The sequence below is a fragment of the Pseudomonas sp. H1h genome, from assembly GCF_000633255.1.
GTDB lineage: Bacteria > Pseudomonadota > Gammaproteobacteria > Pseudomonadales > Pseudomonadaceae > Aquipseudomonas.
Map to the genome: position 1 here is coordinate 17,182 of NZ_AYMJ01000034.1, position 25,665 is coordinate 42,846.

Here is a 25,665-nt window from a genome sequence, read left to right on the forward strand (position 1 = left end):
GAAAAAAAATACATCTACTGTGCCGTCGAGCTTCTGTGGGAGCGGGCTCGCTCGCGAAAGCGCTGGATCATTCAACAAATATGTCGAATAACAGGACGCCCTCGCGAGCAAGCCTGCTCCCACACGGGTTTTGCAGGGTTTTTAGTCGTTGCTTGGCTTGTTGATCGCCTGCAGCACGTACTGCGGCAGCGCGAATGCGCCGATGTGGATTTCCGGGTTGTAGTAGCGGGTGACGATGCCACTGCCAATGAAGCGCTGTTGCAGGGTTTCACGGCTCAGCTTGCGGTAGGCCGGGTTGGTCGAACCCCAGGCGAAGGTCATCGAACCACCGATGTAGGTCGGCACGGCCGCCTGATAGAAGTGCCAGTCCGGGAACAGGCTGCGCAGGCGACCGGCGGTGGTTTTGACTTCATCGATCTGCATGAACGGCGTGCCGTTCTGGGTCACCAGGATGCCGCCGTCGTTCAGGCAGCGGTGGCAGGCCTGGTAGAAGTTTTCCGAGAACAGCACTTCGCCCGGGCCGATCGGATCGGTGGAGTCGGAGATGATCACGTCGAACTTTTCAGTAGTGGTGGCGACGAAACGCATGCCGTCGTCGATCACCAGGTTCAGCCGTGGATCGTCGTAGGCGCCCTTGGAATGGTCAGGCAGGAATTCCTTGCACATGTCGACCACGGTGCCGTCGATCTCGACCATGGTGATGTGCTCGACGCCGGCGTGCTTGGTCACTTCGCGCAGCATGCCGCCGTCACCGCCACCGATGATCAGTACGCGTTTGGCGGTGCCATGAGCAAGGATCGGCACATGGGTGAGCATTTCGTGGTAGATGAATTCATCGGCTTCGGTGGTCTGGATCACGCCGTCCAGCGCCATTACCCGACCCATGCGCGGGTTCTGGAAGATCACCAGGTGCTGGTGTTCGGTGCGCACTTCGTGCAGCAGTTTTTCCATGCGAAAACGCTGGCCGTAGCCTTCGTAGAGGGTTTCCAGGTATTCGCTGGTCTTGGTGACGGTCATGGTCAAGTGCTCCGATGAATGCGCAGGCGTTGATCGTGGGGACGATTGCCCGGGAAAGGCGCGCATTCTACGTTGCCGAAGATGACAGGTCGAACCTTCCTCCGACAGAGCACCCTCTGAAGGTCACACAGACCAATGTGGGAGCGGGCTTGCTCGCGAAAGCGGAGTGTCATTCAACCCAAATTTCGACTGAACAATCGCCTTCGCGAGCAGCCCGCTCCCACACGGGGATCAGCGTTTATCGGGAAGGCATCAAATCCGCACGTTGCCCCGTGGCCCGGCGATCGCCCAGATGATCAGGCCGAGCACCGGCAGGAGGATGATCAGCAGGACCCAGAGGATTTTCATCCCGGTCTCGGCGCCGCTTTTCAGCACGTTGATGATGGCCCAGATGTCGAGGGCAAGAATGATCAGGCCGATCAGACCATTGAACGTGGAACCCATGGTGTCACTCCAGAATAGTGGCTTGCACTTTTAGGATAGACGGTCGCGCGCAGGGTTCCCTTTTATTGCGTTCAGACGTGAACAGCGACCTTCAGGGCTTCCAGCGACGGCGCCGCAGCTATGCCGACCTGAGCGCACAATTCCAGCACCCGTGGTACGTCGTTGCCGTAGACCAGTACCACTTGCAGCTCGTCGTCGAGCAACTGGCTGAAGTTCATCAGTGTGTAACCGCCGTTTTCCTTGTTCAGGCTGCTCATCTGCACCTGGATGCGGTTGAGGGCGGTCAGCGCTTCGGTCTTGGCCAGTTGTTTGGGCTTGAGGTTGAAGTCGATGCCCGGGCCGAACGACGCGGCGATCTGCGCGAACAGGTCAACGTAGGTGTCGGCCTGGAACAGCACGGTCTCTGGCAGGCTGCCGACCACCACCCACTCGCCCAGCGGGATCGGGAACGTGTCGTCGTAGTTGATATCGGGGTTGGCTGTCAGAAAAGCATCGGCATCGGCGTAGGCCTGCGCGGCCTCGTCGGCCACGTTCAGGATCTCGTCCTCGCCCATGCAGCCGGAGCTGATTTTGCTGATGAGTTCGACGAGTGCGGCTTTCATGAGGGCGGATCCTGTGACGAAGGTGAATTTCGAGGGCGCGAAGGATAGCGCATTGCGACCTCAGGCTGCACACAGAACGACTGTGGCGAGGGCGCTTGCTGTCGCTGGGGCGCGACGCAGCCCTGAATTCAATGATCTGAAAAAACGCATTCAATGAATTCACGACTGCTGCGCAGTCGAGCAGAAGCAAGCGCCCTCGCCACAGAATGTCACATCAACTGGAGAGTCGAGTTTCAGGCCAGCAGTTTTTCCAACTGCGCCGTGGTATCGACCGCGCCCATGGTCCGGGCCGCGTCCAGCGCGGTGATGCCGTTGGCGTCCTTGGCTTTCGGGTCGGCACCTTTGCCGATCAGGTAATCGACGATTTCAACACGGTTGAACATCGCCGCCATCATCAGCGCCGTACGGCCATCAAAGGACGAACCTTCGATTTCGGCGCCCGCCTCGACCAGCGCCTTGACCACGGCCAGATCGCCCTTGAACGCCGCACCGGCAATCGGGCTCTGGCCATTGCCGTTGCGCAGTTCCGGGTCAGCCTTGTGCTTGAGCAGCACCTGCACCGCATCGATATGGCCGTAGTAACTGGCAAGCATCAGCAGCGTGTCGCCCTTGCTGTTCTTCAGGTTGACCGGCAAACCGGCCGTGACCAGGCGATCGAGCATCTCGGCATCACCGTCGCGTGCCTTGTTGAAAACCTGCTCGGTGAATTCGGCAGCTTCTTCAGGGGTCATCTGGCGGCTTTGGTCAGACATGGGGCAACTCCACTTTCGGTTAATCGCAAAGCCGACAGTTTCCCGAGCGCGACGATAGCTGTCACCCCCTTTTTCTCAAGTCCCACCATAGCCAATATCAATAGCGGTACTTGCCCTGATCAATATCGGCCAGCACCTGCTCCGTCACCTGCACGTAAGTCTGAGTGCCGGGCAGCCATGCGTAGATCGGGTCATCGCCTGTCTGGCCGGGGTCGAAGCCTTCGTTCTTCAGTCGGGTCTTCTGGTATTTGAAAGTCCCGGTGGTTTCCATTTTCACCTTGACCCGCAAAAACAGCGGCACCGCATAGGCCGGCATGCGCTGACGGGCGAACGCCAGCAGTTCGGCGAAATCCAGGGTCGCCAGGGACTCGGCCGGGGTGATCGCGGCCATCCCGGCGCGGCCATTGGTGTTGCGCACTTGCACACCGTAGGCCACAGCTTCGGAGATGTGCGGATGTTGCAGCAACAGGTTTTCGACTTCAGTGGTCGAGACGTTTTCACCCTTCCAGCGATAGGTGTCGCCGAGACGATCGACAAACTGCGCATGGCCGAAACCGATATTGCGCAGCAGGTCGCCGGTGTTGAAGAAGCGGTCGCCCTTGCTGAACACGTCGCGCAGCACCACCTTGGCGGTTTTCTGCGGGTCGGTGTAGCCGTCCAGCGGAGCTTTCTCGTCGATCCGCGCCAGCAGCAGGCCCTGCTCACCCTTGCCGACCTTGCGCATGAAACCGTCAGCACTGCGCAGCGGCTCACCGCTGTCGTGATCGTACGCCACCAGCTCCCAGGCCATCAGCGAGAAGCCGATGGTGTTGTCGAAGTTGAGGATGTTGCTGAAGCCGATGTTGCCGTCGCTCGCCGCGTACAGCTCGCAGATGTGCTCGACGGCAAAGCGAGTCTTGAACTCGGCCCAGGCGCCGGGGCGCAGACCGTTGCCGATCATCTTGCGCACCTCGTGACGGCTGTCGTCGGCGCTGGGCGGTTGATCGACCAGATAGCGACACAGCTCGCCGACATAGCCGATGGTGGTCGCGCGATAACGGCGCACGTCACTCCAGAACTGGCTGGCGCTGAATTTGCGGCGGATCGCGAACCCGGAAGCACCGTTGATCGCCGAGCCCCAGCACACGCAGAGGCCGGTGGCGTGGTACAGCGGCAAGGTGCAATAGACGACATCGTCGGGGTGCATGTTCAGGGCGATCATGCCGAAGCTGGCCGAGCTGCGCATCCAGCGGCCGTGCTTGAACACGCCGGCCTTGGGCAGGCCGGTGGTGCCAGAGGTGTAGATGTAAAAGCACGGATCGTCGAAGAACACTTCGCGGCTGCTGGGCGGGTTGTCAGAGCAGGCATCGGCACTGGCGCTGATCAGGTTGATGTAGCCCTCGGGCGCAATGCCCGGGTGGCAGTAGGTGTCACGGTCGGCGATAAACCAGGTGCGCTGCGCCGCAATCGACACTTGCTCGCGGATCGCGGCAAACGCCGGCTGCAATTCCTCACCGAGCACAATCGCCACCGGCGCCACCAGATTCACGCTGTGGATCAGCGTGTCGCGAGTCTGCGAGGTGTTGAGCAGCGCGCTGACCGCGCCGAGCTTGGCCAGCGCCAGAATGGTCACCAGCAATTCCGGGCGGTTTTCGATGAACACCGCCACCACGTCACCCTTGCCGATCCCCTGCGCGCTCAGATAGTGGGCGACGCGATTGGCCCACTGGTTGACCTGCGCATAGGTCAGCAGCACATCGCCCTGCAACAACGCCAGACCTTCGGGATTACGCAGCGTCGCTTGTTCAAATGTCCAGCCAAGCCCACATGCCTGGGTCGGGTCCTTGACGTTGGCCACCTTCATGCCCTTGACCACTCTCGGGAGGGCCTTGGCAATCATCGGCAGTTTGCGGAGCATCATGCCCCAGGTAATCGTGTCGCTCGGCGCGTGACTCATGGCAGCTCCCCGGTCGGCCTGGCTGGCCGCTTTTTATTGTTCGGGCTGTGGCATGACCTGCGTCGTAGGCACAGGTCGAGACCGAAAATACGTCAGTGCTTCTCGGCCTGTACACGCGGTTTTTGCAATGTTTTGTATCCGTCCTGTGACAGCGCACGGCGATGATTGCACCGATGCCGTTTGGTTCCGTTGAACCGGTGGCGATCCCGCAAAATGCAGGATGCACGATGGCCATTCATGCAGATTGCACGACCACTGCAAATTGCATTATTTATAACTTATTGATTTATAAGGATTTATTGTTTTTGGAATGCTGGCACAATCACTGCAACCTCCTCTGCATGCTTGCCATTCAAGTGCATACGGAGCTGATAGACATGAGCCTGATCCAAGAAAAATTTACCTCCCTGTTCTCCAACTTCAACGTCACCACCGCGCCACGTCCCGATGGCGGGATCCTGCTGACCCTGCGCAGCAGCGAAGGCAAAGTGTTCAAGCGCGCCCTGACGTATCAGCAAATGCACAACGCCGACCAACTGTCGTGGGCAATCAGCGCGATTCGCCGCGACCTGGCAGAACAGGCCAGCGAGCTGCCGCAGATTGCAATGCTGCAAAGTCAGCAACGTTTTGCGCTGCCGACGTATCACTCGCTGTAAGGTTTAAATCGCTTTAAAAAAAACAGGCCGTGGCGCTTTCGCTTCACGGCCTGTTTACATTTGCGGTTGTCACAACCCCCCCTGTGGGAGCGGGCTTGCTCGCGAAGGGGGTGTGTCAGGCAACCTCTCTACGTCTGATTCACCGTTTTCGCGAGCAGCCCGCTCCCACAGGGGACGTGGGTTTTCTAGAATGCTTCGGGTTCGATACCGGTGAAAGTGTCGACGGTGACATGGCTTCCCAGTTCCCCGCCTTCACGCGCCAGGCCGCAGGTCTGCAGGCCGGCCGCTTGAGCGGCGTCAAGTTCTTCGACGATGTCCGAGAGGAACAGGATTTCACCCGCTTCAACGCCGATGGCTCGCTGAATGTTGGTGTACGACTGCGCCTCACGTTTAGGCCCCGACGTGGTGTCGAAGTACCCGCTGAACAGCGGCGTCAAATCTCCCGCTTCCGAGCAACCGAAGATCAGCTTCTGCGCCTGGATCGAGCCCGACGAATACACAAACAGTTGATAACCCGCCGCGTGCCAGCGTTGCAGCGCTTCAACCGCGTCCGGGTAAACATGCCCCTTCAACTGCCCGGCGTGATAGCCCTGCGCCCAGACCATGCCTTGCAAGGCTTTGAGCGGCGTGGCTTTGCGATCTTCCTCGATCCAGCTCAAGAGAATTTCAACAACCCGTTCAACATCGGCCTGCGGTGCGTTGCTGTCACGGCGCACGGCGTCGAGTTGCTCGGCAACATCGGCGCGTTCGGCGTTCTGCCGAACAAAATCCGGAAGGTGTTTGGCCGCGTACGGAAACAGCACATCAAAAACGAAACTCACCGCGCTGGTGGTGCCTTCGATGTCAGTGACGATGGCTTTGATCGACATCGAATCAGTCCTCCAGACGCGGGAATCGGCCGGCGATGTCTTCGCCGGTGAAATTGGCAACCCAGCCTTCCGGGTTGTTGAACAGGCGAATCGCCACGAAGTGCGGATGCTCACCCATGTCGAACCAATGTTTGGTGCCGGCCGGCACCGAGATCAGGTCGTTCTTCTCGCACAGCACCGCGTACACATAATCGTCGATGTGCAAGGTAAACAGGCCACGACCGGCGACGAAAAAGCGCACTTCGTCTTCACCATGCCGGTGTTCTTCGAGGAACTTGGCGCGCAGTTCGGCTTTTTGCGGGTGGTCGCTGTTGAGGCTGATCACGTCGACGGTGATGTAACCGCGCTCGGTCATCAGCTTGTCGATCTGCTCTTGGTAAGCGCTGATCACTTCTTCCTGGGTGGCACCGGGCTGGATCTTCGCCGCAGCTTGCCAGCGGTCGAAGCGCACGCCTTGCTCGGCGAGCGTCGAGGCGATGTCTTCGAAATGGGTCAGCACCTTGTTCGGAATGTCAGGGCTGGAAACGTGATAGACGGACAGGCTGCTCATGGGCAATTCCTCGGTATCGGCCTTGCCGTCCGGTTCTTGCAGACCGGTCGGGCAGTGCATTTCATCAGGCGAATGGGCGGCTTCTGGTGAAGTCAGCCTTGGCGGTTCATGACGCTGCGGGTTTTCAACTCGCATTCAAACAAGAATTCGAAGGCCTCGATCTGCCGCAGGGCGTCGCTCATCTGCGCGCCCCAGGTGTAGAGGCCGTGACCGCGAATCAGATAACCGACGCAATCGGGATGGGCGTCGAGCCAAGGCTGCACCTTGGCGGCGAGGCGCGCAATGTCCTGATCGTTGTCGAAAATCGGCACGCGCACCCGTGATTCGTGGGTCGAGATGCCGCTGAAGGCTTTTTGCAGTTCGTAGTCTTCGAATTCGATGAAGTCTTCAGGCGTCAGGCGCGACAGCACCGTGGCGTTGACTGAATGGGTATGCAGCACCGCGCCGATCTCCGCGCGCCAGCTGTAGAGCTGGGTGTGCAACAGGGTTTCGGCGGACGGTTTTTTGCCCGGTTCCAGGCTGTTACCGGACAAGTCGGTGGCGAGCACATCGTCCGGACCCAACTGGCCCTTGTGCTTGCCGGACACGGTCAGCAGCGCTTCGCTCGGCGACAGACGCGTCGAGTAATTGCTGCTGGTGGCCGGCGACCAGCCGCGACCATAAAGAAAACGCCCGGCGTCGACGATTTGCTGGGCGAGTTGTTCACGCGTAAGGCTCATGGCCTGTCCTCTTGCATACGTGTGGCAATGATAACGGCAGCAGCGAGCGCCGCGAGACTGGCAATACTAAAGGTCAATGTCGCGCCGAGGGCATTCCAGCTGTAACCGGAATACAGCGCGCCCATCGCACCACCGGTGCCGGCCAGCGCCGCGTATAGCGCCTGGCCCTGGCCTTGCTGGCGTGCGCCGAAGCTACGTTGCACGAACGCGATGGCAGCCGCATGAAAGCTGCCGAAGGTCGCCGCGTGCAGCACCTGAGCGAACAACAGCACCCACAGGAACTCGGCGAACGAACCTAGCAGCAACCAGCGCAGCGCCGCCAGCAGAAAACTCGCCATCAACACACGGCGCAGGGAAAACCGCGCGAGAATCCGGCTCATGAACATGAACATCAGCACTTCGGCGACCACACCCACGGCCCAGAGCATGCCAATCACGCCACGGCTGTAACCGAGTCGTTCAAGGTGCAGGGTCAGAAACGTGTAATACGGGCCGTGGCTCATCTGCATCAGCGCGACGCAGCCGTAAAACGCCAGCACACCGGGACTGCGCAGTTGCTTGAGGAAGCCCTCCCCGCTCGGCCGATTACCTTGCGGCGGTTGCGCATTCGGCACCCATAAACTGCTGAGGACGATACCGGCCATGATCAGCACCAGCGCCGCCGGGTAGATGTCGAGGTTCAGCCATTCGAACAGTCGGCCCAGCGCGACCACCGTGATGATGAAACCGATCGAGCCCCACAGGCGAATCTGGCTGTAGCGCGAGGTTTGCCCTTGCAAGTGCGCGAGGGTGATGACTTCAAATTGCGGCAGCACGGCGTGCCAGAAAAACGCATGCAACGCCATGACCATCGCCAGCCAGGCGTAGGTCTTGCTGACGAAAATCAGTGAGAACGTCAGCAGCGTGCACACCGCGCCGAAGCGCACGATGGCCAGCCGTTTGCCGGTGTAGTCGCCGAGCCAGCCCCAGATGTTCGGCGCCACGCAGCGCATCAGCATCGGGATGGCTACCAGTTCGCCGATACGAGCGGCGCTGAAGCCGAGGTGATCGAAGTACAGCGCCAGAAACGGCGCTGTCGACCCGAGCAAGGCGAAGTAGAACAGATAGAAACTGGACAGCCGCCAGTACGGGAGCGCCGCCACGGGGTTATGCCGCAGCGGCTTTGAGATCACCCATCAAAGCTGACCCAGCACCGGGGTGCTGACGCGCACGTCGGCGTTCTGCCCACGGTGACGCAACAGGTGGTCCATCAGCACGATGGCCATCATCGCTTCGGCAATCGGTGTGGCGCGGATACCGACGCACGGGTCATGACGGCCCTTGGTGATCACGTCCACCGGATTGCCATGGATGTCGATCGAACGGCCCGGGGTGGTGATGCTCGATGTTGGCTTGAGCGCCAGATGCGCGACGATCGGCTGACCCGAAGAGATGCCACCGAGGATGCCGCCGGCGTTGTTGCTGAGGAAACCTTGCGGAGTCAGTTCGTCACGATGTTCGGTGCCGCGCTGGGCGACGCAGGCGAAACCGGCGCCGATTTCCACGCCTTTGACGGCGTTGATGCTCATCAGCGCGTGGGCCAGTTCGGCGTCGAGGCGGTCGAAGATCGGCTCGCCCAGGCCTGGCATGACGCCTTCGGCAACGACGGTGATTTTTGCGCCGACCGAGTCCTGGTCGCGACGCAACTGGTCCATGTAAGCTTCCAGCTCAGGGACTTTGTCCGGATCCGGACTGAAGAAGGCGTTCTCTTCCACCGAATCCCAGGTCTTGAACGGAATTTCGATCGGGCCGAGCTGGCTCATGTAGCCACGGATGACGATGCCCTGGGTTGCCAGGTATTTCTTGGCGATCGCACCCGCCGCCACGCGCATCGCGGTTTCGCGTGCCGAACTGCGACCGCCACCACGGTAATCGCGCTCGCCGTATTTGTGGTGGTAGGTGTAGTCGGCGTGGGCCGGACGGAACAGATCCTTGATCGCCGAGTAGTCCTTGGACTTCTGGTCGGTGTTGCGGATCAGCAGGCCGATGGAGCAACCAGTGGTGCGGCCTTCGAACACCCCGGAGAGGATTTCGACTTCGTCGGCTTCCTGACGCTGGGTGGTGTGGCGGCTGGTGCCCGGCTTGCGGCGATCGAGGTCGCGCTGCAGGTCTTCGAGGGAGATCTCCAGGCCCGGCGGGCAGCCGTCGACAATGGCGACCAACGCCGGACCATGGCTTTCGCCAGCGGTGGTGACAGTGAACAACTTGCCGTAGGTATTGCCGGACATGCAGGACGCTCCGTGAAATCAAACCCAAATTCGTAATGCGCGCCAGTATACGCAGGCTAACCGACTAGTTCATCCTCGAACCTTAGTGGTGTTGGTGAGTCCAACCGGCACCTTGGCGAATGATGGCGTGATGATGCTGCGAGTTCTGATCTTGAGTCTTACCCTGTTTACCGGCTTTGCCCACGCGACTGTCCTGCAGCGCCCGATCTCTCTGGACACCGGCAGCGGAGAGCTTTTTGGCTCGCTGTTGCTGCCAAAATCCGACAACCCGGTGCCGGTTGTCCTGATCATTTCTGGCTCGGGTCCTACGGATCGTGACGGAAACAACCCCGATGGCGGGCGCAATGACAGCCTCAAGCGCCTGGCCTGGGTGCTGGCCAAACACAACATCGCCAGCGTGCGCTACGACAAACGCGGGGTGGCCGCGAGTCTGCCCGCCACACCCGACGAGCGCAATTTGTCGGTGGACGCCTACGTCAATGACGCCGTGGCCTGGGGCCAGAAGCTGAAAAGCGATCCGCGTTTCGGCCCGCTGATTGTGCTTGGCCACAGCGAAGGCGCCCTTATCGCTACCCTCGCTGCCCCGCGCGCCGACGCAGCTGCGCTGATTTCCCTGTCCGGCAGCGCCCGGCCGGTCGATCAGGTGATCCGCGAACAACTGGCCCGCAGCCTGCCGCCGCCGTTGATGCTGCGCAGTAACGAGTTGCTCGACAGCCTCAAGGCCGGCCATACCGATGCCAACGTGCCGGCGCCGCTGCAACCGATCTTCCGCCCGAGTGTGCAGCCGTACCTGATTTCGCTGTTCCGGCAGGATCCGGCCAAGGCCTTTGCGCAGTTGAAGATGCCGGCGCTGATCGTTCAGGGCAGCAACGACATGCAAGTCGGCGTAGGCGATGCGCAGGCCCTGAAAGCCGCCAAACCCGACGCCGAATTAGTGGTCATTGAAGGCATGAACCACGTCATGCGCATCGTCCCCGCCGATGTGAAGCGCCAATTGGCTTCCTACAAGGACCCGAATTTGCCACTGGCGGCGGAACTGGGCGGCAAACTCATCGAGTTTATTGACGGACTTCGCACCCGTTAACCGTAGTTTGCCCTCTAGTCTTGTCAGAAACGGCCGATAAGCCTTTGTCGCCAGCGTACCGGCTGGCGACAAGCAGGGCTTGGACAGGATCTCGCCGTTATGACTGATACCCCGACTTCACCCGACACCACCGCTGAAAAAGACGCACCGCCAGCGGTCGAGCTGCCGTGGGCGGACGTCCACGTCGAGCACCACAAGATGCTCCGCCTGGCCCCGCTGCAGACTGACCGTCACACCGGTGGCCGGCCGTTGCGCTTTGTCGAATTCGGCTACGCCGAGCGCAACAGCAAAGAACACAGCCTGATGCGCATGGCGATCAAACTCCCCGGCCAGCGCGTGCGCAAAGAGCAGAACCAGCTGGACGTGTGGGTCAATCACACCACCAAGCGTGTGCATTTCGGCCCCGACAGCGGCTTGCAGATCGAACCGTTGAACCGTGGCATCGGTCGTTTCGTGGCTGCACAGGGCATCAACTGGGCGAAAAAACGCTGGCCCGCCTACACCGTCGACGGCATGGACCTGAGCAACAAGGACGCGCTGAACGAAGACACCCGTCTGCGTCGCGATCACTTCTTGCGCGTGCATGGTTTCGACGTGGTTTACGCCGATGCCCAGCATTTGAAGGGCAGCGTCAAAGAGGTGCAGGTCGGTGACTTGCTAGGCGACTGGAACAGCGAAAAGCTGCAGATCGTCGAGATTCTCGAAGCCGCGCAAATGCTGCAGCAGGCCGAGCAGAACCTGGCTGAGCAGGAAGTGAAGCTGAAGAAGCAGGAAGATAAAGTCAGCAAGTTCAAGCGTGAAGACGCAGGCTTGCGCTTCACCATTACCTGCCTTGTGGCGTTTGCAGTGTTTCAGGCGGGGTTGTTGATCTGGATTGCTACGCACCGATAGACCGCGTTGCGACCATTGGCGAGCAGGCTCGCTCCCACAGGGAAATGCATTCCAACGGTGGGAGCGAGCCTGCTCGCGAAGCTCTAAGGCTTAAACGCGGGAAGCGAACACGGCCTGATGATCACGGCACTGCTCGGCTGTCAGCATGAACACGCCATGCCCGCCACGCTCGAAATCGAGCCAGGCGAAGTCGACTTCCGGGTACAGCGCTTCGACGTGCACCTGGCTGTTGCCCACTTCGACAATCAGCAAGCCCTTCTCGGTCAGATGATCCGCCGCTTCGGCGAGCATCCGGCGCACCAGGTTCAGACCATCGTCACCACAGGCCAGGCCCAGCTCCGGCTCGTGCTGGTACTCGTCCGGCATGTCGGCGAAATCTTCCGCATCGACGTACGGCGGGTTCGACACGATCAGGTCGAAACGCTGCCCCGGCAGACCATCGAAACCATCGCCCTGCACGGTATACACACGCTCGTCGACGCCATGGCGCTCGATGTTCTGATTGGCCACTTCCAGCGCTTCGAATGACAGGTCCGCCAGCACTACTTCAGCGTTCTGGAATTCATAGGCGCAAGCGATACCGATGCAGCCGGAGCCGGTGCACAGGTCGAGAATACGTGCCGGCTCGTCGCCGATCCACGGCGCGAAGTGGTTTTCGATCAACTCGCCAATCGGCGAACGCGGGATCAGCACACGCTCATCAACAATGAACGACATCCCGCAGAACCATGCCTCACCCAGCAGGTAAGCGGTCGGGATGCGCTCCTCGATGCGGCGCTTGAGCAAGCGCTGCAGGTTGACCAGTTCATCGTCTTCCAGCGCGCAATCGAGATAGCTGTCGGCGATTTCCCACGGCAGGTGCAGCGCACCGAGCACCAACTGCCGGGCTTCATCCCAGGCGTTGTCGGTGCCATGGCCGAAAAACAGATCCTCCCCATGGAAGCGGCTGACGGCCCAACGGATGTGGTCGCGCAGGGTACGAAGTCGGGAAGTGATCACGGGGCAGAACTCCAGAAAAAACGACTGGCGATTCTACCAGCCAAAACGCGCGCCGACGACGCAGGAAAATTAGCGGAGCGACAGTAGGACTTTTCTGATTTTTGCATCAGCTATTGAACAGAACGTGTAACTTGACAAGGCTGCAGGCCAGTAACGACGGTGCCTACGATGGTAGCGGTTCACAGAACCGCTCAGCCAGAGGACAATGCCGCAAAAGCCCCACCCCAAGGAGCCCCGAATGTCCGTTCCAAAAACGATGTTTCAACTCAGCGGTCGCGGTTATGCAGCGGCCACACTGAGCCATGCCACCGTGGTCATCATCGATGCCCAGAAAGAGTACCTCAGTGGCCCGCTGGCCCTGAGCGGCATGGACGCGGCCGTCGCGAACATCAAACAACTGGTCGCTGCGGCCCGTGCAGCCGGTCGGCCGATCGTGCACGTGCGTCATCTCGGCACCGTCGGCGGCCTGTTCGACCCGCAGGGCGAACGCGGCGAGTTCATCCCGGGACTTGAGCCGCAGGGTGATGAAACCATCATCGGCAAACTGCTGCCGAGCGCCTTCCACGGCACCGAGCTGCTCGATCGTCTGCAGAACCTCGGCTCGCTGGACCTGATCGTCTGCGGTTTCATGAGCCACTCCAGCGTCAGCACCAGCGTGCGCGCGGCGAAGAACCTGGGCTTCCGCTGCACGCTGGTGGAAGACGCCTGCGCCACCCGTGACCTGCCATTCAAGGGCCGTGTGCTCAGCGCCGAACGGGTGCAGGAAGCCGAAATGGCCATCATGGCCGACAACTTCGCCACCCTCGCGCTGACTCAAGACCTGATCTGATTGCGCATTGTTGAGCGGCTCACAGCGCCGCTCATCCGCAAAAGCCTCGCATTTGCTTCAATTGCCTTAGCCTCAGGAACAACCCGGTCAACTCCCGGTCGAAGGGCCGATACCCATTGAGGAAGGTCGGAATGAAGTTATCCGATGGATTTGACGCACGCCGCTTGCGGCCCAAAGGCCAAAGCAACTGGCGTTTTCGATTCGGCGCAGCGATCGCCGCCATTCTGGCGATGTTCGGTGTGCTGCTGGCGATGGCCGGGGCCGCCAGCCTGCTGGGGCACCCGCCGGCGCTCGGCGAGCTGAATGCCACGCCGATGGGTTCGGCGATCATTCTGGCGGTCGGCTTGTTGTTCCTGTACTTCGGCGTGGCCCTGTGGCGTCGCTGCCGACGTCGCGCCCGGCAATCGCGGGAACTGAACATGTCCCCGCACCTGATGAAAAAACACGACTGAATCACCGGCCTGGCTTTTTGCCGGGCCGTTTTGTTTCGACTTGGGTAAACTGGCCGCCCTTCGCGGAGGCTGACATGCAAGACGACGATTTTTCCCTGTTCAAAAGTGCGATCCAAGGCGTCAAGCCGATCAAGCACGACCGCGCCGACACCGGCAAACCCAAGGCTGACCGCGCACAGATCGCCAAGCTGCGCCAGTCCGCCACCGTGCGCACCGAAACCACCACCGTGGATGGCCTGTCCGATCAGTTCGTGATCGACGTCGGCCCAGAAGACGAGTTGATGTGGGCCCGCGACGGGGTGCAGGAAAGCCAGATGCGCAAGCTCAAGATCGGGCAGATCCCGTTCGAAGGCAGCCTCGACCTGCACGGCATGAACGTGGAAAAGGCCCGCGAAACCCTCTGGGCATTCCTGGCCGAAGCAACCAGGTTCGAAATCCGCAGCGTGCGCGTCACCCACGGCAAGGCCGTGCGTCTGGACGGCAAGCGGCCGATGATCAAAAGCCACGTCAACACCTGGCTGCGCCAGCATCCGCAAGTGCTCGGTTTCACTTCGTGCCAGGCCAAACACGGCGGTGCCGGCGCGGTTTACGTGATGCTCAAACGCACCATGATGGAAGGCCGCGACGAATAATCGCGTTACACCGAACTTGCAGGGTCGTGTCCGCCACCGTACCCTTGCCCTTTGCGAAAATCCCCACAGGTAGTTTCATGTCCCTGGAACAGAATTACACCGCGATTCTCGGCCAACTGGGCGAGGACGTGTCCCGCGAGGGCCTGCTCGACACGCCAAAGCGTGCCGCCAAAGCCATGCAGTACCTCTGCCGCGGTTATGAACAGACGCTCGAAGAGGTCACCAACGGTGCCCTGTTCAGCTCCGACAACAGCGAAATGGTGCTGGTCAAGGACATCGAGTTGTACTCGCTGTGCGAACACCACCTGCTGCCGTTCATCGGCAAGGCCCACGTCGCGTACATCCCGAGCGGCAAAGTGTTGGGCCTGTCGAAGGTCGCGCGCATTGTCGACATGTATGCCCGTCGCCTGCAGATCCAGGAAAACCTCAGCCGCCAGATCGCCGATGCGGTGCAGCAAGTCACCGGCGCGCTGGGCGTGGCCGTGGTGATCGAGGCCAAGCACATGTGCATGATGATGCGCGGTGTCGAGAAGCAGAATTCGTCGATGATCACCTCGGTGATGCTCGGTGAGTTCCGCGAAAACGCGGCAACCCGCAGTGAGTTCCTCAGCCTGATCAAGTAATCGGCTGCAGAAAAAACCGGCGTTGATCGCCGGTTTTTTTTCGCCCGTGAAAAATCGGGTAAGCTGCGCGCCTTTCTCAATTTGCACCGTGAGGCTTCAACGTGTTCGTAAAAGCGCTTCGTGTCGGCCTGGGCCAACTGATCATCTTTATCGACTTCATCACTCGTCCCGGCAAAAAACAGCGCCCGGCCGAAACTCAGGCCCAGGTCAATGCCGCCGCGAAAGGCCTGACCCTGTATCAGTTCCACGCCTGCCCGTTCTGCGTGAAAACCCGCCGCACCCTGCGTCGCCTGAACGTGCCGGTAGCGCTCAAGGATGCGAAGAACAACGAACAGGATCGCCAGACGCTGCTGGACCAGGGCGGCAAGATCAAGGTGCCGTGCCTGCGCATCGAAGAGAATGGGCAGACGACGTGGATGTATGAGTCGAAGGTGATCATTGATTATCTGGACAAGCGTTTCGCAGCTGTCTGATGTTTATTTGTCGTGCTGACTGACGTCTTCGCGAGCAAGCCCGCTCCCACAGTGGGAATGCATTCCAAATTGTGGGAGGGGGCTTGCTCGCGAAGAGGCCCTCTCAGCCAACACAAATCCCAGACAAAAATAAACCGGCCCATGAGCCGGTTTATTTTTTCAGGCTGCTTTATCTGATTGCGCCTGCCGCACCACCGCCGCCAATCGCTTGAGCCCTTCGTCCAGTCGCGCCGGATCGATATGGCTGAAATTCAATCGCAGATGCCCCAGGTTCTTATCGGGATCGGGAAAGAACGGCTCACCTGGCATAAACGCCACGTCATTGGCCAGCGCCTCATTGAGCAAGGTGCGGGTGTCCAGCGGTTGCTTCAAAGTCAGCCAGAAAAACAGCCCGCCCTGCGGCGTATTCCAGTTCGCCAGATCGGAGAAATGCGTTTGCAATGCTGATTCAAACGCATCGCGCCGCTCTCGGTAAAAACCGCGCAGCTCGCTCAGATGCTGCTGATATTTTTCCGTGCCGATCCATTGCAGCGCCTGCCACTGGCCGATGCGGTTGGTGTGCAGATCCGCCGACTGCTTGAGCTTGAGCAGATGCGGGAACAGGTCCGGGCTAGTAATCAGGTAGCCGACACGCAAACCCGGCAGCAGGGTTTTCGACACGGTGCCGGTGTAGATCCAGCTGGCCTTTTTCAGGCGCCCGGCAATCGGTTTGGCACTGCCGCCGTCGAAAGTCAGTTCGCGGTACGGCTCGTCTTCAATCAGGGTCACGCCGAACTCATCCAGCAGCGCGGCAACGGCGGCGCGCTTGGCTTCGCTGTAGCGCACGGCAGAGGGGTTCTGGAATGTCGGGATCAGGTAGATGAACGCCGGACGATGCTGCTCAAGACGGCTGCGCAGTAGGACCAGATTCGGGCCATCGGCCTCTTGCGGCACGGTCAGGCAGTCGGCACCGAACAGCTGGAAGATCTGCAACGCGGCCAGGTAGGTGGGCGCTTCCAGCAGAATTTCGGTGCCTTTGTCGATGTACAACTTGGCCACCAGATCCAGCGTTTGCTGGGAACCGCTGACCACCAGCACCTGGCTCGCCTTGCAGTCCAGACCAAGCGCCCTCGCCTCTGCGGCCAGTGCTTCACGCAGCGCCGGCTCGCCTTCGCTCATGCCGTATTGGCCGAGGGACAACGGCATGTCGGCCCATTCGACTTTCGGCAGCATCGCTTCGGCCGGCAGACCACCGGCAAACGACATCACCTCCGGGCGCTGGGCGGCGGCGAGGATTTCACGGATCAGAGAACTTTTAAGGCGCGAGACACGTTCGGAAAAAGCCATGGGAGTCACCGGTAGCGAGGCCTGGGAAAAATGAGTCAAACTGGTTGACTGAAACTACGACAGCTTGAGCGAGTACGTCAATATGCTTGACCTTAAAAATCCTGCAAGCCAACAACAGGCGATGGAAGCGTTTTTCTTCGGCTATCAGGCGTTCACCGCCAAGGCCGATGAAATGCTGGAGCGCCGCGGCCTGTCCCGGGTGCATCAGCGGATCGTATTTTTTATCGCGCGGTACCCGAGCTTGAGTGTGAAGGAATTGCTCGGATTGCTCGGCGTGAGCAAACAGGCGTTGAACATGCCGTTGCGCCAGTTGCAGGAGATGCACCTGGTCGACAGCGTCGCGTCAGAGGCGGACAAGCGTAAGCGCCTGCTGGAACTGACCGCCGAGGGTGCGAAGTTCGAGCAGGCGTTGCGCCGCGAGCAGGTGAAGTTGCTTGAACGGGTGTTTGCCGAGGCTGGGGAGGCTGCGGTGAATGGGTGGTTGGCGGTGAATATGGCGTTGGGCGACAGCCAGGCACATCTCGATTGATCAGACTGACCTCTTCGGGAGCAAGCCCCATCCCCCAGGGTTCTGCTGAGTACCCATGATCCGGGTTCACCGGAGATCCACTGTGGGAGGGGGCTTGCTTCCGAAAGTGCCGGAACGGGCGATATATCCCTATCGCCTGACCTTTCGTAAACAAAACCAAAAACAATATTTGCTTTATTTGTACACAAAAGCATAATCCACAGCGTGCGAGTTCCTGACCGCATGGTCAACAAATTCGCGTATGCCTCAAAGGGCTGCTGCCACCCCTCATGGGTCCGGCCCTGGAAATAACAATAAAACTCTTGAGGAGTACTCGCTGTGGAAAGCCGCAAATCCGAAGCATCGACGCTGGAACTCTCGCCGCCACTACGCAGTGGCGTGCTGGAGCGCATCTTTAAACTCAGCTTGCATGGCACCACGGTGAAGACCGAGCTGATTGCCGGTCTGACAACCTTCATCACCATGGCCTACATCATCTTCGTCAACCCGAACATCATGGCCGATGCCGGGATCGATCACGGTGCAGCCTTCGTCGCCACGTGTATCGCCGCGGCATTGGGCTGCCTGTTGATGGGCCTGTACGCCAACTGGCCGGTAGGTCTGGCGCCCGGCATGGGCCTCAACGCCTTCTTCACTTACACCGTGGTCGGCACCATGGGCTACAACTGGGAAACCGCGCTCGGTGCGGTGTTCGTCTCCGGTGTACTGTTCATGATCCTGACCTTCTCACGGATTCGCGAGTGGCTGCTGAACAGCATTCCGGTCAGCCTGCGCTTTGCGATGGGCGCCGGTGTCGGTCTGTTCCTCGGACTGATCGGCCTGAAGACGGCGGGCATCGTGGTCGACAGCCCGGCCACTCTGATCAAGCTCGGCTCCCTGCGTGAACCCGGCCCGCTGCTGGCGGCGATCTGCTTCCTGATGATCGCGATCCTCAGCTACCACAAAGTGTTCGGCGCGATCCTCATCAGCATCATCACCGTGACCCTCGCCGGTTGGGGCCTGGGCATCGTGCACTACTCAGGCATCATGTCGACCCCGCCAAGCCTGGCACCGACCTTCATGGCGATGAACGTCGCGGGCGTGTTCAACGTCAGCATGATCAGCGTGGTCCTGGCCTTCCTCTTTGTGCATATGTTCGACACCGCCGGCACCCTGATGGGCGTCGCCCAGCGCGCCAATCTGGTCAACGCTGACGGCCGTATCGAAAACCTCTCGCGCGCCATGAAAGCCGACAGTGCTTCCAGCGTCTTCGGCGCCGTTGTCGGCGTTCCTCCTGTCACCAGCTACGTGGAAAGTGCCGCCGGTGTAGCCGCTGGTGGTCGGACTGGTCTTACCGCAGTCACCGTAGGTGTGCTATTTATAGCCGCGATGTTTTTCGCACCGCTGGCCGGCATGATTCCCGCTTACGCCACCGCCGGTGCACTGATCTACGTTGCGATGCTGATGATGGGCGGCATGGCCCACATCGAGTGGGACGAAGCCACTGACGCCATTCCGGCGATCGTCACCGCGATCATGATGCCGCTGACCTTCTCGGTCGCCGACGGCATCGCGCTGGGCTTCATCACCTACGTGGCGTTGAAGGCCGGTACCGGCAAGTACAAGGAAATTTCCGTCAGCCTGTGGGTGCTCTGCGCGATCTTCATCGCCAAGTTCATCTTCTTGTAAGCGTCACGCGGTTCAAGCGTCAAAACAGCCTCACCCTCGCGGGTGGGGCTTTTGCACATTCTTGAGTACAACAAAAAAAGGAGGAAAGTGATGAGTCTGGAAACCTGGCTGCTGTTCAGCGGCGCTGCATTGGTGGTGATCCTGATCCCGGGGCCGCTGTCGCTGCTGATGATCAGCAACAGCCTGAACTACGGTTTGCGCCGTTCGTACCCGGCGTTTCTCGGCGGCGTGATCGCCTCGATCTGCCTGCTCAGTGCTTCAGCACTGGGGCTTGGCGCCCTGCTTCTGGCGTCGGAGCAGTTGTTCAGCGCCTTGAAGATCGTCGGCGCGCTGTACCTGTTCTACCTCGCCTGGCAGAGCTGGCAGCAATCGCGTCAGCCAGCCGTGGGCGCTGAAGTGCCGCAAGCGGCGCCGGTACCGCGCTTTCGCACCTTGTTCGGGCGCGCGTTTGTATTGGGCGCGAGCAACCCGAAAGACATTCTGTTCTTCGCCGCGTTTCTGCCGCAGTTCCTCAGTGCACAACAGCCGTTCCTGCCGCAGTTGCTGATCATGATCGCCACCTGGGTGGTGCTCGACCTGTGCTGCAAACTGGCTTACGGGCTGGGTGCACACGGCGCGGCGCGCTATCTGCGCAGCGGCAAGGGGCAGAGCTGGTTCAACCGGGTGAGTGCCGGGTTGTTCAGTGGCGCGGGGGCGGCTTCACTTCTGAGCCGCTAAGAGCAAAAAGCTTCGCGAGCAAGTCCGCTCCCACTGGATGTCGTTATTCCAAAGTGGGAGCGGGCTTGCTCGCGGCGTCAGATCAGGCATCACTTTTCCAAAGGCGAAAAAAAGCCCGCAGTGTGAGCGGGCGAAAGACCAAAGAAGCTATATGCGCAGTCGCTTCCCGGTGGGGGCAGCTGCTTGGGGGTCAGCTGCCCCGGTAGGTGGAATAGCTGTAAGGCGAAATCAGCAGTGGCACGTGGTAGTGATCCTGCTCGGCGGAGATGCCGAAGCGCAGCACCACCACGTCCAGAAACGCCGGTTCCGGCAACTGCACGCCACGGGCGCGGTAATAATCGCCGGCGTGGAACTGCACCTGATAAACCCCGGTGCGGTAGTCATCGCCTTGCAGCAGCGGCGCATCGACCCGGCCATCGCTGTTGGTTATCGCACTGGCGACCAATTCCAGGTGCGAACCTTCAACGCGGTACAGCTCGACCTTGATCGAGCTGCCCGGGCAACCGTGTGCAGCGTCCAAAACGTGTGTTGTCAAACGTCCCATTGATTCTGCGCGCCTGCCTGCGTGGAGCAGTCAGACTTCGCGCCTCCCGAAGTCAGGTAAAAAGGAGACCGCACCGATTCGGAGCACGAAAAGCTGCGGCGAGCGACTGATTAAGACACTTTTCAAAAAAATTGTACACAATAAAAACGACATTTTTCACCTCACCCCCGCCATTCGGGCGTTTACCCCTGATCTGCCCCTCAAGTGCCTATCTATTGAACCTCCCATCCATTAGCTGACTGGTCAGGCAGGTTTCTTGCAGGCTCACGCCATTAACAGCAAAAGATGACAGTCGGTGAAAAATGCGAAAATTCAGGCTTACAAATTGAGAATAAAGTTGTATACAATCAGCCCATCGCTGTGACGCCAGCCTGCCAGGCCGCCACACACATCTGTCAACGAATAAGAAGGAAGACTGCAGTGAGCGCTGACTACCCACGCGACCTGATCGGTTACGGCAGTAACCCTCCTCACCCACACTGGCCGGGCAATGCCCGCATCGCCCTGTCATTCGTGCTCAACTACGAAGAAGGCGGCGAGCGCAACATTCTGCACGGCGATAAAGAATCCGAAGCTTTCCTGTCCGAGATGGTTGCCGCCCAGCCGCTGCAAGGCGCGCGCAACATGAGCATGGAATCGCTTTACGAGTATGGCAGTCGTGCCGGCGTCTGGCGGATCCTGAAACTGTTCAAGGAATTCGACATTCCGCTGACTGTCTTCGCCGTCGCCATGGCCGCCCAGCGCCACCCGGACGTAATCCGCGCGATGGTCGAGGCCGGTCACGAGATCTGCAGCCACGGCTACCGCTGGATCGACTACCAGTACATGGACGAAGCGCAGGAACGCGAGCACATGCTCGAAGCGATCCGCATCCTCACCGAACTCACCGGCGAGCGCCCGCTGGGCTGGTACACCGGCCGCACCGGGCCGAACACCCGCCGCCTGGTGATGGAAGAAGGCGGCTTCCTCTACGACTGCGACACCTACGACGACGACCTGCCCTACTGGGAACCAAATAACCCGACCGGCAAGCCGCACCTGGTGATCCCTTACACCCTCGACACCAACGACATGCGTTTCACGCAAGTGCAGGGTTTCAACAAGGGCGACGACTTCTTCGAATACCTCAAAGACGCGTTCGACGTGCTCTACGCCGAAGGTGGCGAAGCGCCGAAGATGCTCTCGATCGGTCTGCACTGCCGCCTGATCGGCCGTCCGGGTCGTCTGGCTTCGCTCAAACGCTTCATCGAATACGCCAAAAGTCATGAACAGGTGTGGTTCAGCCGCCGCGTCGACATCGCGCGCCACTGGCACGAAACCCACCCGTACCAAGGGGCCGCCAAATGAGCCGCTTTCAAACCCTGCAACCGTCGACCCTGAGCCGCGACGCTTTCGTCAAAGCCTTCGCCGACATCTACGAACATTCGCCATGGGTGGCCGAGAAGGCCTACGACCTGGGCGCGGACGCTTCGATCGACGAGATCGAAACCCTGCACCAGCGCATGAGCGACATCCTGTTGAGCGCCGATCACACCAGCCAGCTGGCCCTGATCAACGCTCACCCGGACCTGGCCGGCAAAGCTGCCGTCCAGGGCCAGTTGACCGAAGCCAGCACCAATGAACAGGCTGGCGCCGGTATTCACCAATGCACGGCCGAAGAGTTCCAGCGCTTCACCGAGCTGAACGACGCCTACAAAGCCAAGTTCAAGTTTCCCTTCATCATGGCGGTAAAAGGCAGCAACCGGCATCAGATCCTCGCGGCGTTCGAAACGCGTATTCACAATTCGGTCGACACCGAATTCAAATGCGCGCTGGCGGAGATCAACAAGATCGCCCTGTTCCGTTTACTGACTCTTTAGCGAAGCCTGACCCGAGTGCATCAGACGCGGAGAGCACCCAGGGTCTTGCAAGCATCCCCAGCCACTTATTTAAAGGCAGACAAGAAGAATGAAAGCTTACGCCGTACCTTTCGAGAAGTTCGTCAACCTGGCCGATGCCCGTCTGGGCACCAAAATCATCTCGGTCACCGATGACTGGTTCGCAGACGCCAATCGTCTGTTTCAGCCGACCCCGGCCGTGTGGAAGGAGGGTGTGTTCGACGACAACGGCAAGTGGATGGACGGCTGGGAATCGCGCCGCAAGCGCTTTGAAGGCTTCGACAGCGCGGTGATCCGTCTGGGCGTACCGGGCTCGATCAAAGGCGTGGACATCGACACTTCATTCTTCACCGGCAACTTCCCGCCATCGGCCTCGCTGGAAGCGTGCTTCCTGGCCTCGGGCGAGCCGGACGAAAACACCCAGTGGACTGAAGTACTGTCGGCCGTCGAGCTGCAGGGCAACAGCCACCACTACCACGAAATCAGCAACGACCAAGCGTTCAGCCACCTGCGCTTCAACATCTACCCGGACGGCGGCGTGGCCCGTCTGCGCGTGTATGGCATTCCGTTCCGCGACTGGTCGGCTGTGGGTGACAACGAGCAAGTCGATCTGGCAGCAGCCCTCAACGGTGGCCGCGCCCTCGCTTGCTCCGATGAACACTTCGGCCGCATGAGCAACATCCTCAACCCGGGCCGTGGCATCAACATGGGCGACGGTTGGGAAACTGCACGTCGTCGTACTCCGGGCAATGACTGGGTGATCGTCGCGCTGGGCCATCCGGGCGAGATCGAAAAAATCGTCGTCGACACCCTGCACTTCAAAGGCAACTACCCGGACACCTGCTCGATCCAGGGCGCGTTCGTCAAGGGCGGCACCGACAGCCAGATCGAAACCCAGTCGCTGTTCTGGCGTGAACTGCTGCCGAGCCAGAAGCTGGAAATGCACGTCGAGCACACCTTCGTCGAGCAGATCAAGGCGCTGGGCCCGATCACCCACATCCGCCTGAACGTGTTCCCGGACGGTGGTGTAAGTCGCCTGCGCGTACTGGGCAAGGTCGCTAAATAAGCGTTGAACCCATTCGCGAGCAGGCTCGCTCCCACAGGGGATTGCATTCCAAATGTGGGAGCGAGCCTGCTCGCGATAGCAATAGAACAGTCAACAACGAATTCGGATAAGAAGAACAGCATGCGCACATTGACGATTGAACCGCTGACCAAAGAAGCCTTCGCCCCTTTCGGTGACGTGATCGAAACCGACGGCAGCGATCACTTCATGATCAACAACGGTTCGACCATGCGCTTCCACAAACTGGCGACGGTCGAAACCGCTACGCCTGAGGACAACGCGATCATCAGCATCTTCCGCGCCGACGCGCAGGACATGCCGCTGACCGTGAGCATGCTGGAACGCCATCCGCTGGGCAGCCAGGCTTTCATTCCGCTGCTCGGCAACCCCTTTCTGATCGTGGTCGCGCCACTTGGCGATGAACCTGTATCAGGCTTGGTCCGCGCCTTCGTCACCAACGGCAGGCAGGGCATCAATTACCATCGCGGCGTCTGGCACCACCCGGTGCTGACGATCGAAAAGCGGGATGACTTCCTGGTGGTTGATCGCAGTGGCACAGGCAATAACTGCGATGAGCATTTTTTCAAAGAGGATGAGCGTTTGATCCTCGCCCCCCACCAATAAGAGAAGGTCTGATCACTCGACAACAAGAGTGACAGGCGAGAGGTAAAGACTGTGGAAGCACATCTGTTGGAATGGCTGAACCTGAGCGTGCGCTGGGTTCACATGATCACTGGCGTGGCCTGGATCGGCGCGTCGTTCTACTTCGTCTGGCTGGAGAACAACCTCAACCGCGTCAACCCGAAAACCGGTCTTGCCGGTGATCTGTGGGCGATCCACGGCGGCGGTATCTATCACCTCGAAAAATACAAACTGGCCCCACCGTCGATGCCGGAGAACCTGCACTGGTTCAAATGGGAAGCCTACTTCACCTGGATGTCGGGGATCGCGCTGCTGTGCGTGGTGTTCTACTCCAATCCAACGCTCTACCTGCTGGCTCCGGGCAGCACACTGAGCGGTCCTGAAGGCGTGGCCATCGGTATCGGCTCGCTGTTCCTGGGCTGGTTCATCTACTCCTTCCTGTGCGACTCGGCCCTGGGCAAACGCCCTGCTCTGCTGGGTTTCATTCTGTTCGTGCTGATCATTGGCGCGGCGTATGGCTTCAGCAAGGTGTTCAGCGGTCGTGGTGCGTACCTGCACGTCGGCGCGATCATCGGCACCATCATGGTCGGCAACGTGTTCCGCATCATCATGCCGGCGCAACGTGCACTGGTCGCGGCCATCGCCGAGAACCGCACGCCGGACCCGGCGCTGCCAGCCAAGGGCCTGCTGCGTTCGCGTCACAACAACTACTTCACCCTGCCGGTGCTGTTCATCATGATCAGCAACCACTTCCCGAGCACTTATGGCAGCCAGTACAACTGGCTGATCCTGGCCGGGATCGCGGTGTTGGCAGTGTTGGTGCGTCACTACTTCAACACCCGTCACGACAGCCACAAGTTTGCCTGGACCCTGCCAGTGGCAGCGGTGGGCATGATCACCCTGGCGTACGTCACCGGCCCTGCGCCGATGCCGACTGCGCCGGACGTGGCCAAGGCGCCAGCCAAAATCGAGTACCAACCGCTGCCGGAAACGGCACTGGGCGGTGGCGCGAAACCGGCTGAAGCGGCGGCACCTGCAGCGCCAGCAGCAGCCCCTGCTGCGGCACCGGCGCAAGCGTCCAACGCAGGCCCTGCGTTCGACAAGGTGCACAACGTGATCCAGGAACGCTGCGCGGTCTGCCATTCGGCCAAACCGACCAGCCCGTTGTTCAGCGCGGCGCCCGCCGGTGTGATGTTCGACACCCCCGAGCAGATCCGTCAGAACGCGGCGCGGATCCAGGCGCAAGCCATCACCACGCAGATCATGCCACTGGGCAACATCACACAGATGACCCAGCAGGAACGTGACCTGATCGGTGCGTGGATCGCGCAGGGAGCCCAGACCAACTAAGCAACAAAGCTTCGCGAGCAGGCTCGCTCCCACAGAGATCGCGCATTACCTGTGGGAGCGAGCCTGCTCGCGAATCGCCTTGACGCGGTTTACCTGATGCAAAGAAACAGCTGTGAGCAACCCGGCAGCTGTTCAATCACAAGAATAAAAA

The 25,665-nt window shown here is 60.1% G+C and carries 29 protein-coding genes; 16 read left to right on the plus strand and 13 right to left on the minus strand.

Annotation, left to right across the window (positions count from 1 at the left end):
• Nucleotides 1-141 precede the first annotated feature (141 nt).
• From speE to U862_RS0127550, 5 genes are all read right to left on the minus strand, one after another.
• Nucleotides 142-1,017 carry a polyamine aminopropyltransferase gene (gene speE, locus U862_RS0127530; protein WP_025113345.1) on the minus strand — a complete coding sequence of 292 codons (876 nt, stop codon included), beginning with the start codon at nt 1,015-1,017 and terminating at the stop codon, nt 142-144.
• A gap of 252 nt (nt 1,018-1,269) precedes the next feature.
• Nucleotides 1,270-1,461, minus strand: coding sequence for a PLDc N-terminal domain-containing protein (locus tag U862_RS0127535; protein ID WP_003223221.1), 192 nt, complete (start codon nt 1,459-1,461; stop codon nt 1,270-1,272).
• Nucleotides 1,462-1,532: 71 nt separating this feature from the next.
• On the minus strand, nt 1,533-2,063 hold the full coding sequence (locus U862_RS0127540) for a hypothetical protein (RefSeq protein WP_025113346.1): 531 nt from the start codon (nt 2,061-2,063) through the stop codon (nt 1,533-1,535).
• A gap of 233 nt (nt 2,064-2,296) precedes the next feature.
• Nucleotides 2,297-2,815 (minus strand): ankyrin repeat domain-containing protein, encoded by a 519-nt coding sequence (locus U862_RS0127545; protein ID WP_025113347.1) that lies wholly within the window; start codon nt 2,813-2,815, stop codon nt 2,297-2,299.
• A gap of 97 nt (nt 2,816-2,912) precedes the next feature.
• The gene (locus tag U862_RS0127550) at nt 2,913-4,751 is read right to left on the minus strand and encodes a long-chain-acyl-CoA synthetase (RefSeq protein WP_025113348.1); all 1,839 of its coding nucleotides are present in this window, start codon (nt 4,749-4,751) and stop codon (nt 2,913-2,915) included.
• 377 nt (nt 4,752-5,128) lie between these two features.
• Between U862_RS0127550 and U862_RS0127555 the strand changes: the two genes are divergently transcribed.
• Nucleotides 5,129-5,407, plus strand: coding sequence for a DUF3509 domain-containing protein (locus U862_RS0127555; protein WP_025113349.1), 279 nt, complete (start codon nt 5,129-5,131; stop codon nt 5,405-5,407).
• A 185-nt stretch (nt 5,408-5,592) separates the two neighbouring features.
• Here U862_RS0127555 and mtnC read toward each other — a convergent pair whose 3' ends face one another.
• The 5 genes from mtnC to aroC all read right to left on the minus strand — a co-directional run bounded on the left by mtnC (nt 5,593) and on the right by aroC (nt 9,812).
• Entirely contained in the window at nt 5,593-6,276 is a 684-nt protein-coding gene (mtnC, locus tag U862_RS0127560; protein WP_025113350.1) for an acireductone synthase, read from the minus strand.
• A 4-nt stretch (nt 6,277-6,280) separates the two neighbouring features.
• On the minus strand, nt 6,281-6,826 hold the full coding sequence (locus tag U862_RS0127565) for an acireductone dioxygenase (RefSeq protein WP_025113351.1): 546 nt from the start codon (nt 6,824-6,826) through the stop codon (nt 6,281-6,283).
• Between the two features lie 92 nt (nt 6,827-6,918).
• Nucleotides 6,919-7,545, minus strand: a complete 627-nt coding sequence (locus U862_RS0127570; RefSeq protein WP_025113352.1) for a methylthioribulose 1-phosphate dehydratase — start codon at nt 7,543-7,545, stop codon at nt 6,919-6,921.
• A complete protein-coding gene (locus U862_RS0127575; RefSeq protein WP_025113353.1) occupies nt 7,542-8,687 on the minus strand; it encodes an MFS transporter in 1,146 nt (381 codons plus the stop codon). The genes U862_RS0127570 and U862_RS0127575 overlap by 4 nt, the downstream gene beginning before the upstream one ends.
• A gap of 33 nt (nt 8,688-8,720) precedes the next feature.
• The gene (gene aroC / locus U862_RS0127580; RefSeq protein WP_025113354.1) at nt 8,721-9,812 is read right to left on the minus strand and encodes a chorismate synthase; all 1,092 of its coding nucleotides are present in this window, start codon (nt 9,810-9,812) and stop codon (nt 8,721-8,723) included.
• 130 nt (nt 9,813-9,942) lie between these two features.
• Between aroC and U862_RS0127585 the strand changes: the two genes are divergently transcribed.
• Together U862_RS0127585 and U862_RS0127590 are read left to right on the plus strand one after the other, a co-directional pair.
• Nucleotides 9,943-10,896 carry an alpha/beta hydrolase gene (locus tag U862_RS0127585; RefSeq protein WP_025113355.1) on the plus strand — a complete coding sequence of 318 codons (954 nt, stop codon included), beginning with the start codon at nt 9,943-9,945 and terminating at the stop codon, nt 10,894-10,896.
• Nucleotides 10,897-10,995: 99 nt separating this feature from the next.
• Nucleotides 10,996-11,787 carry a hypothetical protein gene (locus tag U862_RS0127590; RefSeq protein ID WP_025113356.1) on the plus strand — a complete coding sequence of 264 codons (792 nt, stop codon included), beginning with the start codon at nt 10,996-10,998 and terminating at the stop codon, nt 11,785-11,787.
• Between the two features lie 90 nt (nt 11,788-11,877).
• Here U862_RS0127590 and prmB read toward each other — a convergent pair whose 3' ends face one another.
• On the minus strand, nt 11,878-12,786 hold the full coding sequence (gene prmB / locus U862_RS0127595; RefSeq protein ID WP_025113357.1) for a 50S ribosomal protein L3 N(5)-glutamine methyltransferase: 909 nt from the start codon (nt 12,784-12,786) through the stop codon (nt 11,878-11,880).
• A gap of 238 nt (nt 12,787-13,024) precedes the next feature.
• On the opposite strand from prmB, the gene U862_RS0127600 reads away from it, so the two are divergent.
• The 5 genes from U862_RS0127600 to U862_RS0127620 all read left to right on the plus strand — a co-directional run bounded on the left by U862_RS0127600 (nt 13,025) and on the right by U862_RS0127620 (nt 15,795).
• Nucleotides 13,025-13,615: a cysteine hydrolase family protein gene (locus tag U862_RS0127600; RefSeq protein WP_025113358.1), complete on the plus strand. Its 591-nt coding sequence runs from the start codon at nt 13,025-13,027 to the stop codon at nt 13,613-13,615.
• Between the two features lie 131 nt (nt 13,616-13,746).
• Complete coding sequence (locus U862_RS0127605; RefSeq protein WP_025113359.1) at nt 13,747-14,067, plus strand: hypothetical protein; 321 nt, start codon at nt 13,747-13,749, stop codon at nt 14,065-14,067.
• 74 nt (nt 14,068-14,141) lie between these two features.
• Nucleotides 14,142-14,699, plus strand: a complete 558-nt coding sequence (locus U862_RS0127610) for a Smr/MutS family protein (protein WP_025113360.1) — start codon at nt 14,142-14,144, stop codon at nt 14,697-14,699.
• Between the two features lie 77 nt (nt 14,700-14,776).
• On the plus strand, nt 14,777-15,322 hold the full coding sequence (gene folE / locus U862_RS0127615; protein ID WP_003204506.1) for a GTP cyclohydrolase I FolE: 546 nt from the start codon (nt 14,777-14,779) through the stop codon (nt 15,320-15,322).
• A 101-nt stretch (nt 15,323-15,423) separates the two neighbouring features.
• The gene (locus U862_RS0127620) at nt 15,424-15,795 is read left to right on the plus strand and encodes a glutathione S-transferase N-terminal domain-containing protein (RefSeq protein WP_025113361.1); all 372 of its coding nucleotides are present in this window, start codon (nt 15,424-15,426) and stop codon (nt 15,793-15,795) included.
• 159 nt (nt 15,796-15,954) lie between these two features.
• Here the strand turns inward: U862_RS0127620 and U862_RS0127625 are convergent, their stop codons facing one another.
• On the minus strand, nt 15,955-17,121 hold the full coding sequence (locus tag U862_RS0127625) for a PLP-dependent aminotransferase family protein (protein ID WP_025113362.1): 1,167 nt from the start codon (nt 17,119-17,121) through the stop codon (nt 15,955-15,957).
• An 82-nt stretch (nt 17,122-17,203) separates the two neighbouring features.
• Here U862_RS0127625 and U862_RS0127630 point away from each other — a divergent pair, with 82 nt between their 5' ends.
• The 3 genes from U862_RS0127630 to U862_RS0127640 all read left to right on the plus strand — a co-directional run bounded on the left by U862_RS0127630 (nt 17,204) and on the right by U862_RS0127640 (nt 20,035).
• Complete coding sequence (locus U862_RS0127630) at nt 17,204-17,650, plus strand: MarR family winged helix-turn-helix transcriptional regulator (RefSeq protein ID WP_025113363.1); 447 nt, start codon at nt 17,204-17,206, stop codon at nt 17,648-17,650.
• A gap of 318 nt (nt 17,651-17,968) precedes the next feature.
• A complete protein-coding gene (locus U862_RS0127635) occupies nt 17,969-19,318 on the plus strand; it encodes an NCS2 family permease (protein ID WP_025113364.1) in 1,350 nt (449 codons plus the stop codon).
• A gap of 90 nt (nt 19,319-19,408) precedes the next feature.
• The gene (locus U862_RS0127640) at nt 19,409-20,035 is read left to right on the plus strand and encodes a LysE family translocator (protein WP_003223174.1); all 627 of its coding nucleotides are present in this window, start codon (nt 19,409-19,411) and stop codon (nt 20,033-20,035) included.
• Nucleotides 20,036-20,225: 190 nt separating this feature from the next.
• On the opposite strand, the gene uraH is transcribed toward U862_RS0127640, so the two are convergent.
• Nucleotides 20,226-20,579, minus strand: coding sequence for a hydroxyisourate hydrolase (uraH, locus tag U862_RS0127645; RefSeq protein WP_003223171.1), 354 nt, complete (start codon nt 20,577-20,579; stop codon nt 20,226-20,228).
• A gap of 420 nt (nt 20,580-20,999) precedes the next feature.
• Between uraH and puuE the strand changes: the two genes are divergently transcribed.
• From puuE to U862_RS0127670, 5 genes are all read left to right on the plus strand, one after another.
• Nucleotides 21,000-21,926, plus strand: a complete 927-nt coding sequence (gene puuE, locus U862_RS0127650; protein WP_025113365.1) for an allantoinase PuuE — start codon at nt 21,000-21,002, stop codon at nt 21,924-21,926.
• Nucleotides 21,923-22,438: a 2-oxo-4-hydroxy-4-carboxy-5-ureidoimidazoline decarboxylase gene (gene uraD / locus U862_RS0127655; RefSeq protein ID WP_003223167.1), complete on the plus strand. Its 516-nt coding sequence runs from the start codon at nt 21,923-21,925 to the stop codon at nt 22,436-22,438. The genes puuE and uraD overlap by 4 nt, the downstream gene beginning before the upstream one ends.
• 88 nt (nt 22,439-22,526) lie before the next feature.
• Complete coding sequence (alc, locus tag U862_RS0127660; protein ID WP_025113366.1) at nt 22,527-23,522, plus strand: allantoicase; 996 nt, start codon at nt 22,527-22,529, stop codon at nt 23,520-23,522.
• Nucleotides 23,523-23,642: 120 nt separating this feature from the next.
• Entirely contained in the window at nt 23,643-24,146 is a 504-nt protein-coding gene (locus U862_RS0127665) for an ureidoglycolate lyase (protein ID WP_007960046.1), read from the plus strand.
• A gap of 51 nt (nt 24,147-24,197) precedes the next feature.
• Nucleotides 24,198-25,514: a urate hydroxylase PuuD gene (locus U862_RS0127670; RefSeq protein ID WP_025113367.1), complete on the plus strand. Its 1,317-nt coding sequence runs from the start codon at nt 24,198-24,200 to the stop codon at nt 25,512-25,514.
• Nucleotides 25,515-25,665: the final 151 nt, after the last annotated feature.

Bases quoted from the DNA above. Each gene is read 5' to 3' on its own strand.
- speE (WP_025113345.1), bottom strand. From the start codon at position 1,017: ATGACCGTCACCAAGACCAGCGAATACCTGGAAACCCTCTACGAAGGC.
- U862_RS0127535 (WP_003223221.1), bottom strand. From the start codon at position 1,461: ATGGGTTCCACGTTCAATGGTCTGATCGGCCTGATCATTCTTGCCCTC.
- U862_RS0127540 (WP_025113346.1), bottom strand. From the start codon at position 2,063: ATGAAAGCCGCACTCGTCGAACTCATCAGCAAAATCAGCTCCGGCTGC.
- U862_RS0127545 (WP_025113347.1), bottom strand. From the start codon at position 2,815: ATGTCTGACCAAAGCCGCCAGATGACCCCTGAAGAAGCTGCCGAATTC.
- U862_RS0127550 (WP_025113348.1), bottom strand. From the start codon at position 4,751: ATGAGTCACGCGCCGAGCGACACGATTACCTGGGGCATGATGCTCCGC.
- U862_RS0127555 (WP_025113349.1), top strand. From the start codon at position 5,129: ATGAGCCTGATCCAAGAAAAATTTACCTCCCTGTTCTCCAACTTCAAC.
- mtnC (WP_025113350.1), bottom strand. From the start codon at position 6,276: ATGTCGATCAAAGCCATCGTCACTGACATCGAAGGCACCACCAGCGCG.
- U862_RS0127565 (WP_025113351.1), bottom strand. From the start codon at position 6,826: ATGAGCAGCCTGTCCGTCTATCACGTTTCCAGCCCTGACATTCCGAAC.
- U862_RS0127570 (WP_025113352.1), bottom strand. From the start codon at position 7,545: ATGAGCCTTACGCGTGAACAACTCGCCCAGCAAATCGTCGACGCCGGG.
- aroC (WP_025113354.1), bottom strand. From the start codon at position 9,812: ATGTCCGGCAATACCTACGGCAAGTTGTTCACTGTCACCACCGCTGGC.
- U862_RS0127585 (WP_025113355.1), top strand. From the start codon at position 9,943: ATGATGCTGCGAGTTCTGATCTTGAGTCTTACCCTGTTTACCGGCTTT.
- U862_RS0127590 (WP_025113356.1), top strand. From the start codon at position 10,996: ATGACTGATACCCCGACTTCACCCGACACCACCGCTGAAAAAGACGCA.
- U862_RS0127600 (WP_025113358.1), top strand. From the start codon at position 13,025: ATGTCCGTTCCAAAAACGATGTTTCAACTCAGCGGTCGCGGTTATGCA.
- U862_RS0127605 (WP_025113359.1), top strand. From the start codon at position 13,747: ATGAAGTTATCCGATGGATTTGACGCACGCCGCTTGCGGCCCAAAGGC.
- U862_RS0127610 (WP_025113360.1), top strand. From the start codon at position 14,142: ATGCAAGACGACGATTTTTCCCTGTTCAAAAGTGCGATCCAAGGCGTC.
- folE (WP_003204506.1), top strand. From the start codon at position 14,777: ATGTCCCTGGAACAGAATTACACCGCGATTCTCGGCCAACTGGGCGAG.
- U862_RS0127625 (WP_025113362.1), bottom strand. From the start codon at position 17,121: ATGGCTTTTTCCGAACGTGTCTCGCGCCTTAAAAGTTCTCTGATCCGT.
- U862_RS0127630 (WP_025113363.1), top strand. From the start codon at position 17,204: ATGCTTGACCTTAAAAATCCTGCAAGCCAACAACAGGCGATGGAAGCG.
- U862_RS0127640 (WP_003223174.1), top strand. From the start codon at position 19,409: ATGAGTCTGGAAACCTGGCTGCTGTTCAGCGGCGCTGCATTGGTGGTG.
- uraH (WP_003223171.1), bottom strand. From the start codon at position 20,579: ATGGGACGTTTGACAACACACGTTTTGGACGCTGCACACGGTTGCCCG.
- uraD (WP_003223167.1), top strand. From the start codon at position 21,923: ATGAGCCGCTTTCAAACCCTGCAACCGTCGACCCTGAGCCGCGACGCT.
- alc (WP_025113366.1), top strand. From the start codon at position 22,527: ATGAAAGCTTACGCCGTACCTTTCGAGAAGTTCGTCAACCTGGCCGAT.
- U862_RS0127665 (WP_007960046.1), top strand. From the start codon at position 23,643: ATGCGCACATTGACGATTGAACCGCTGACCAAAGAAGCCTTCGCCCCT.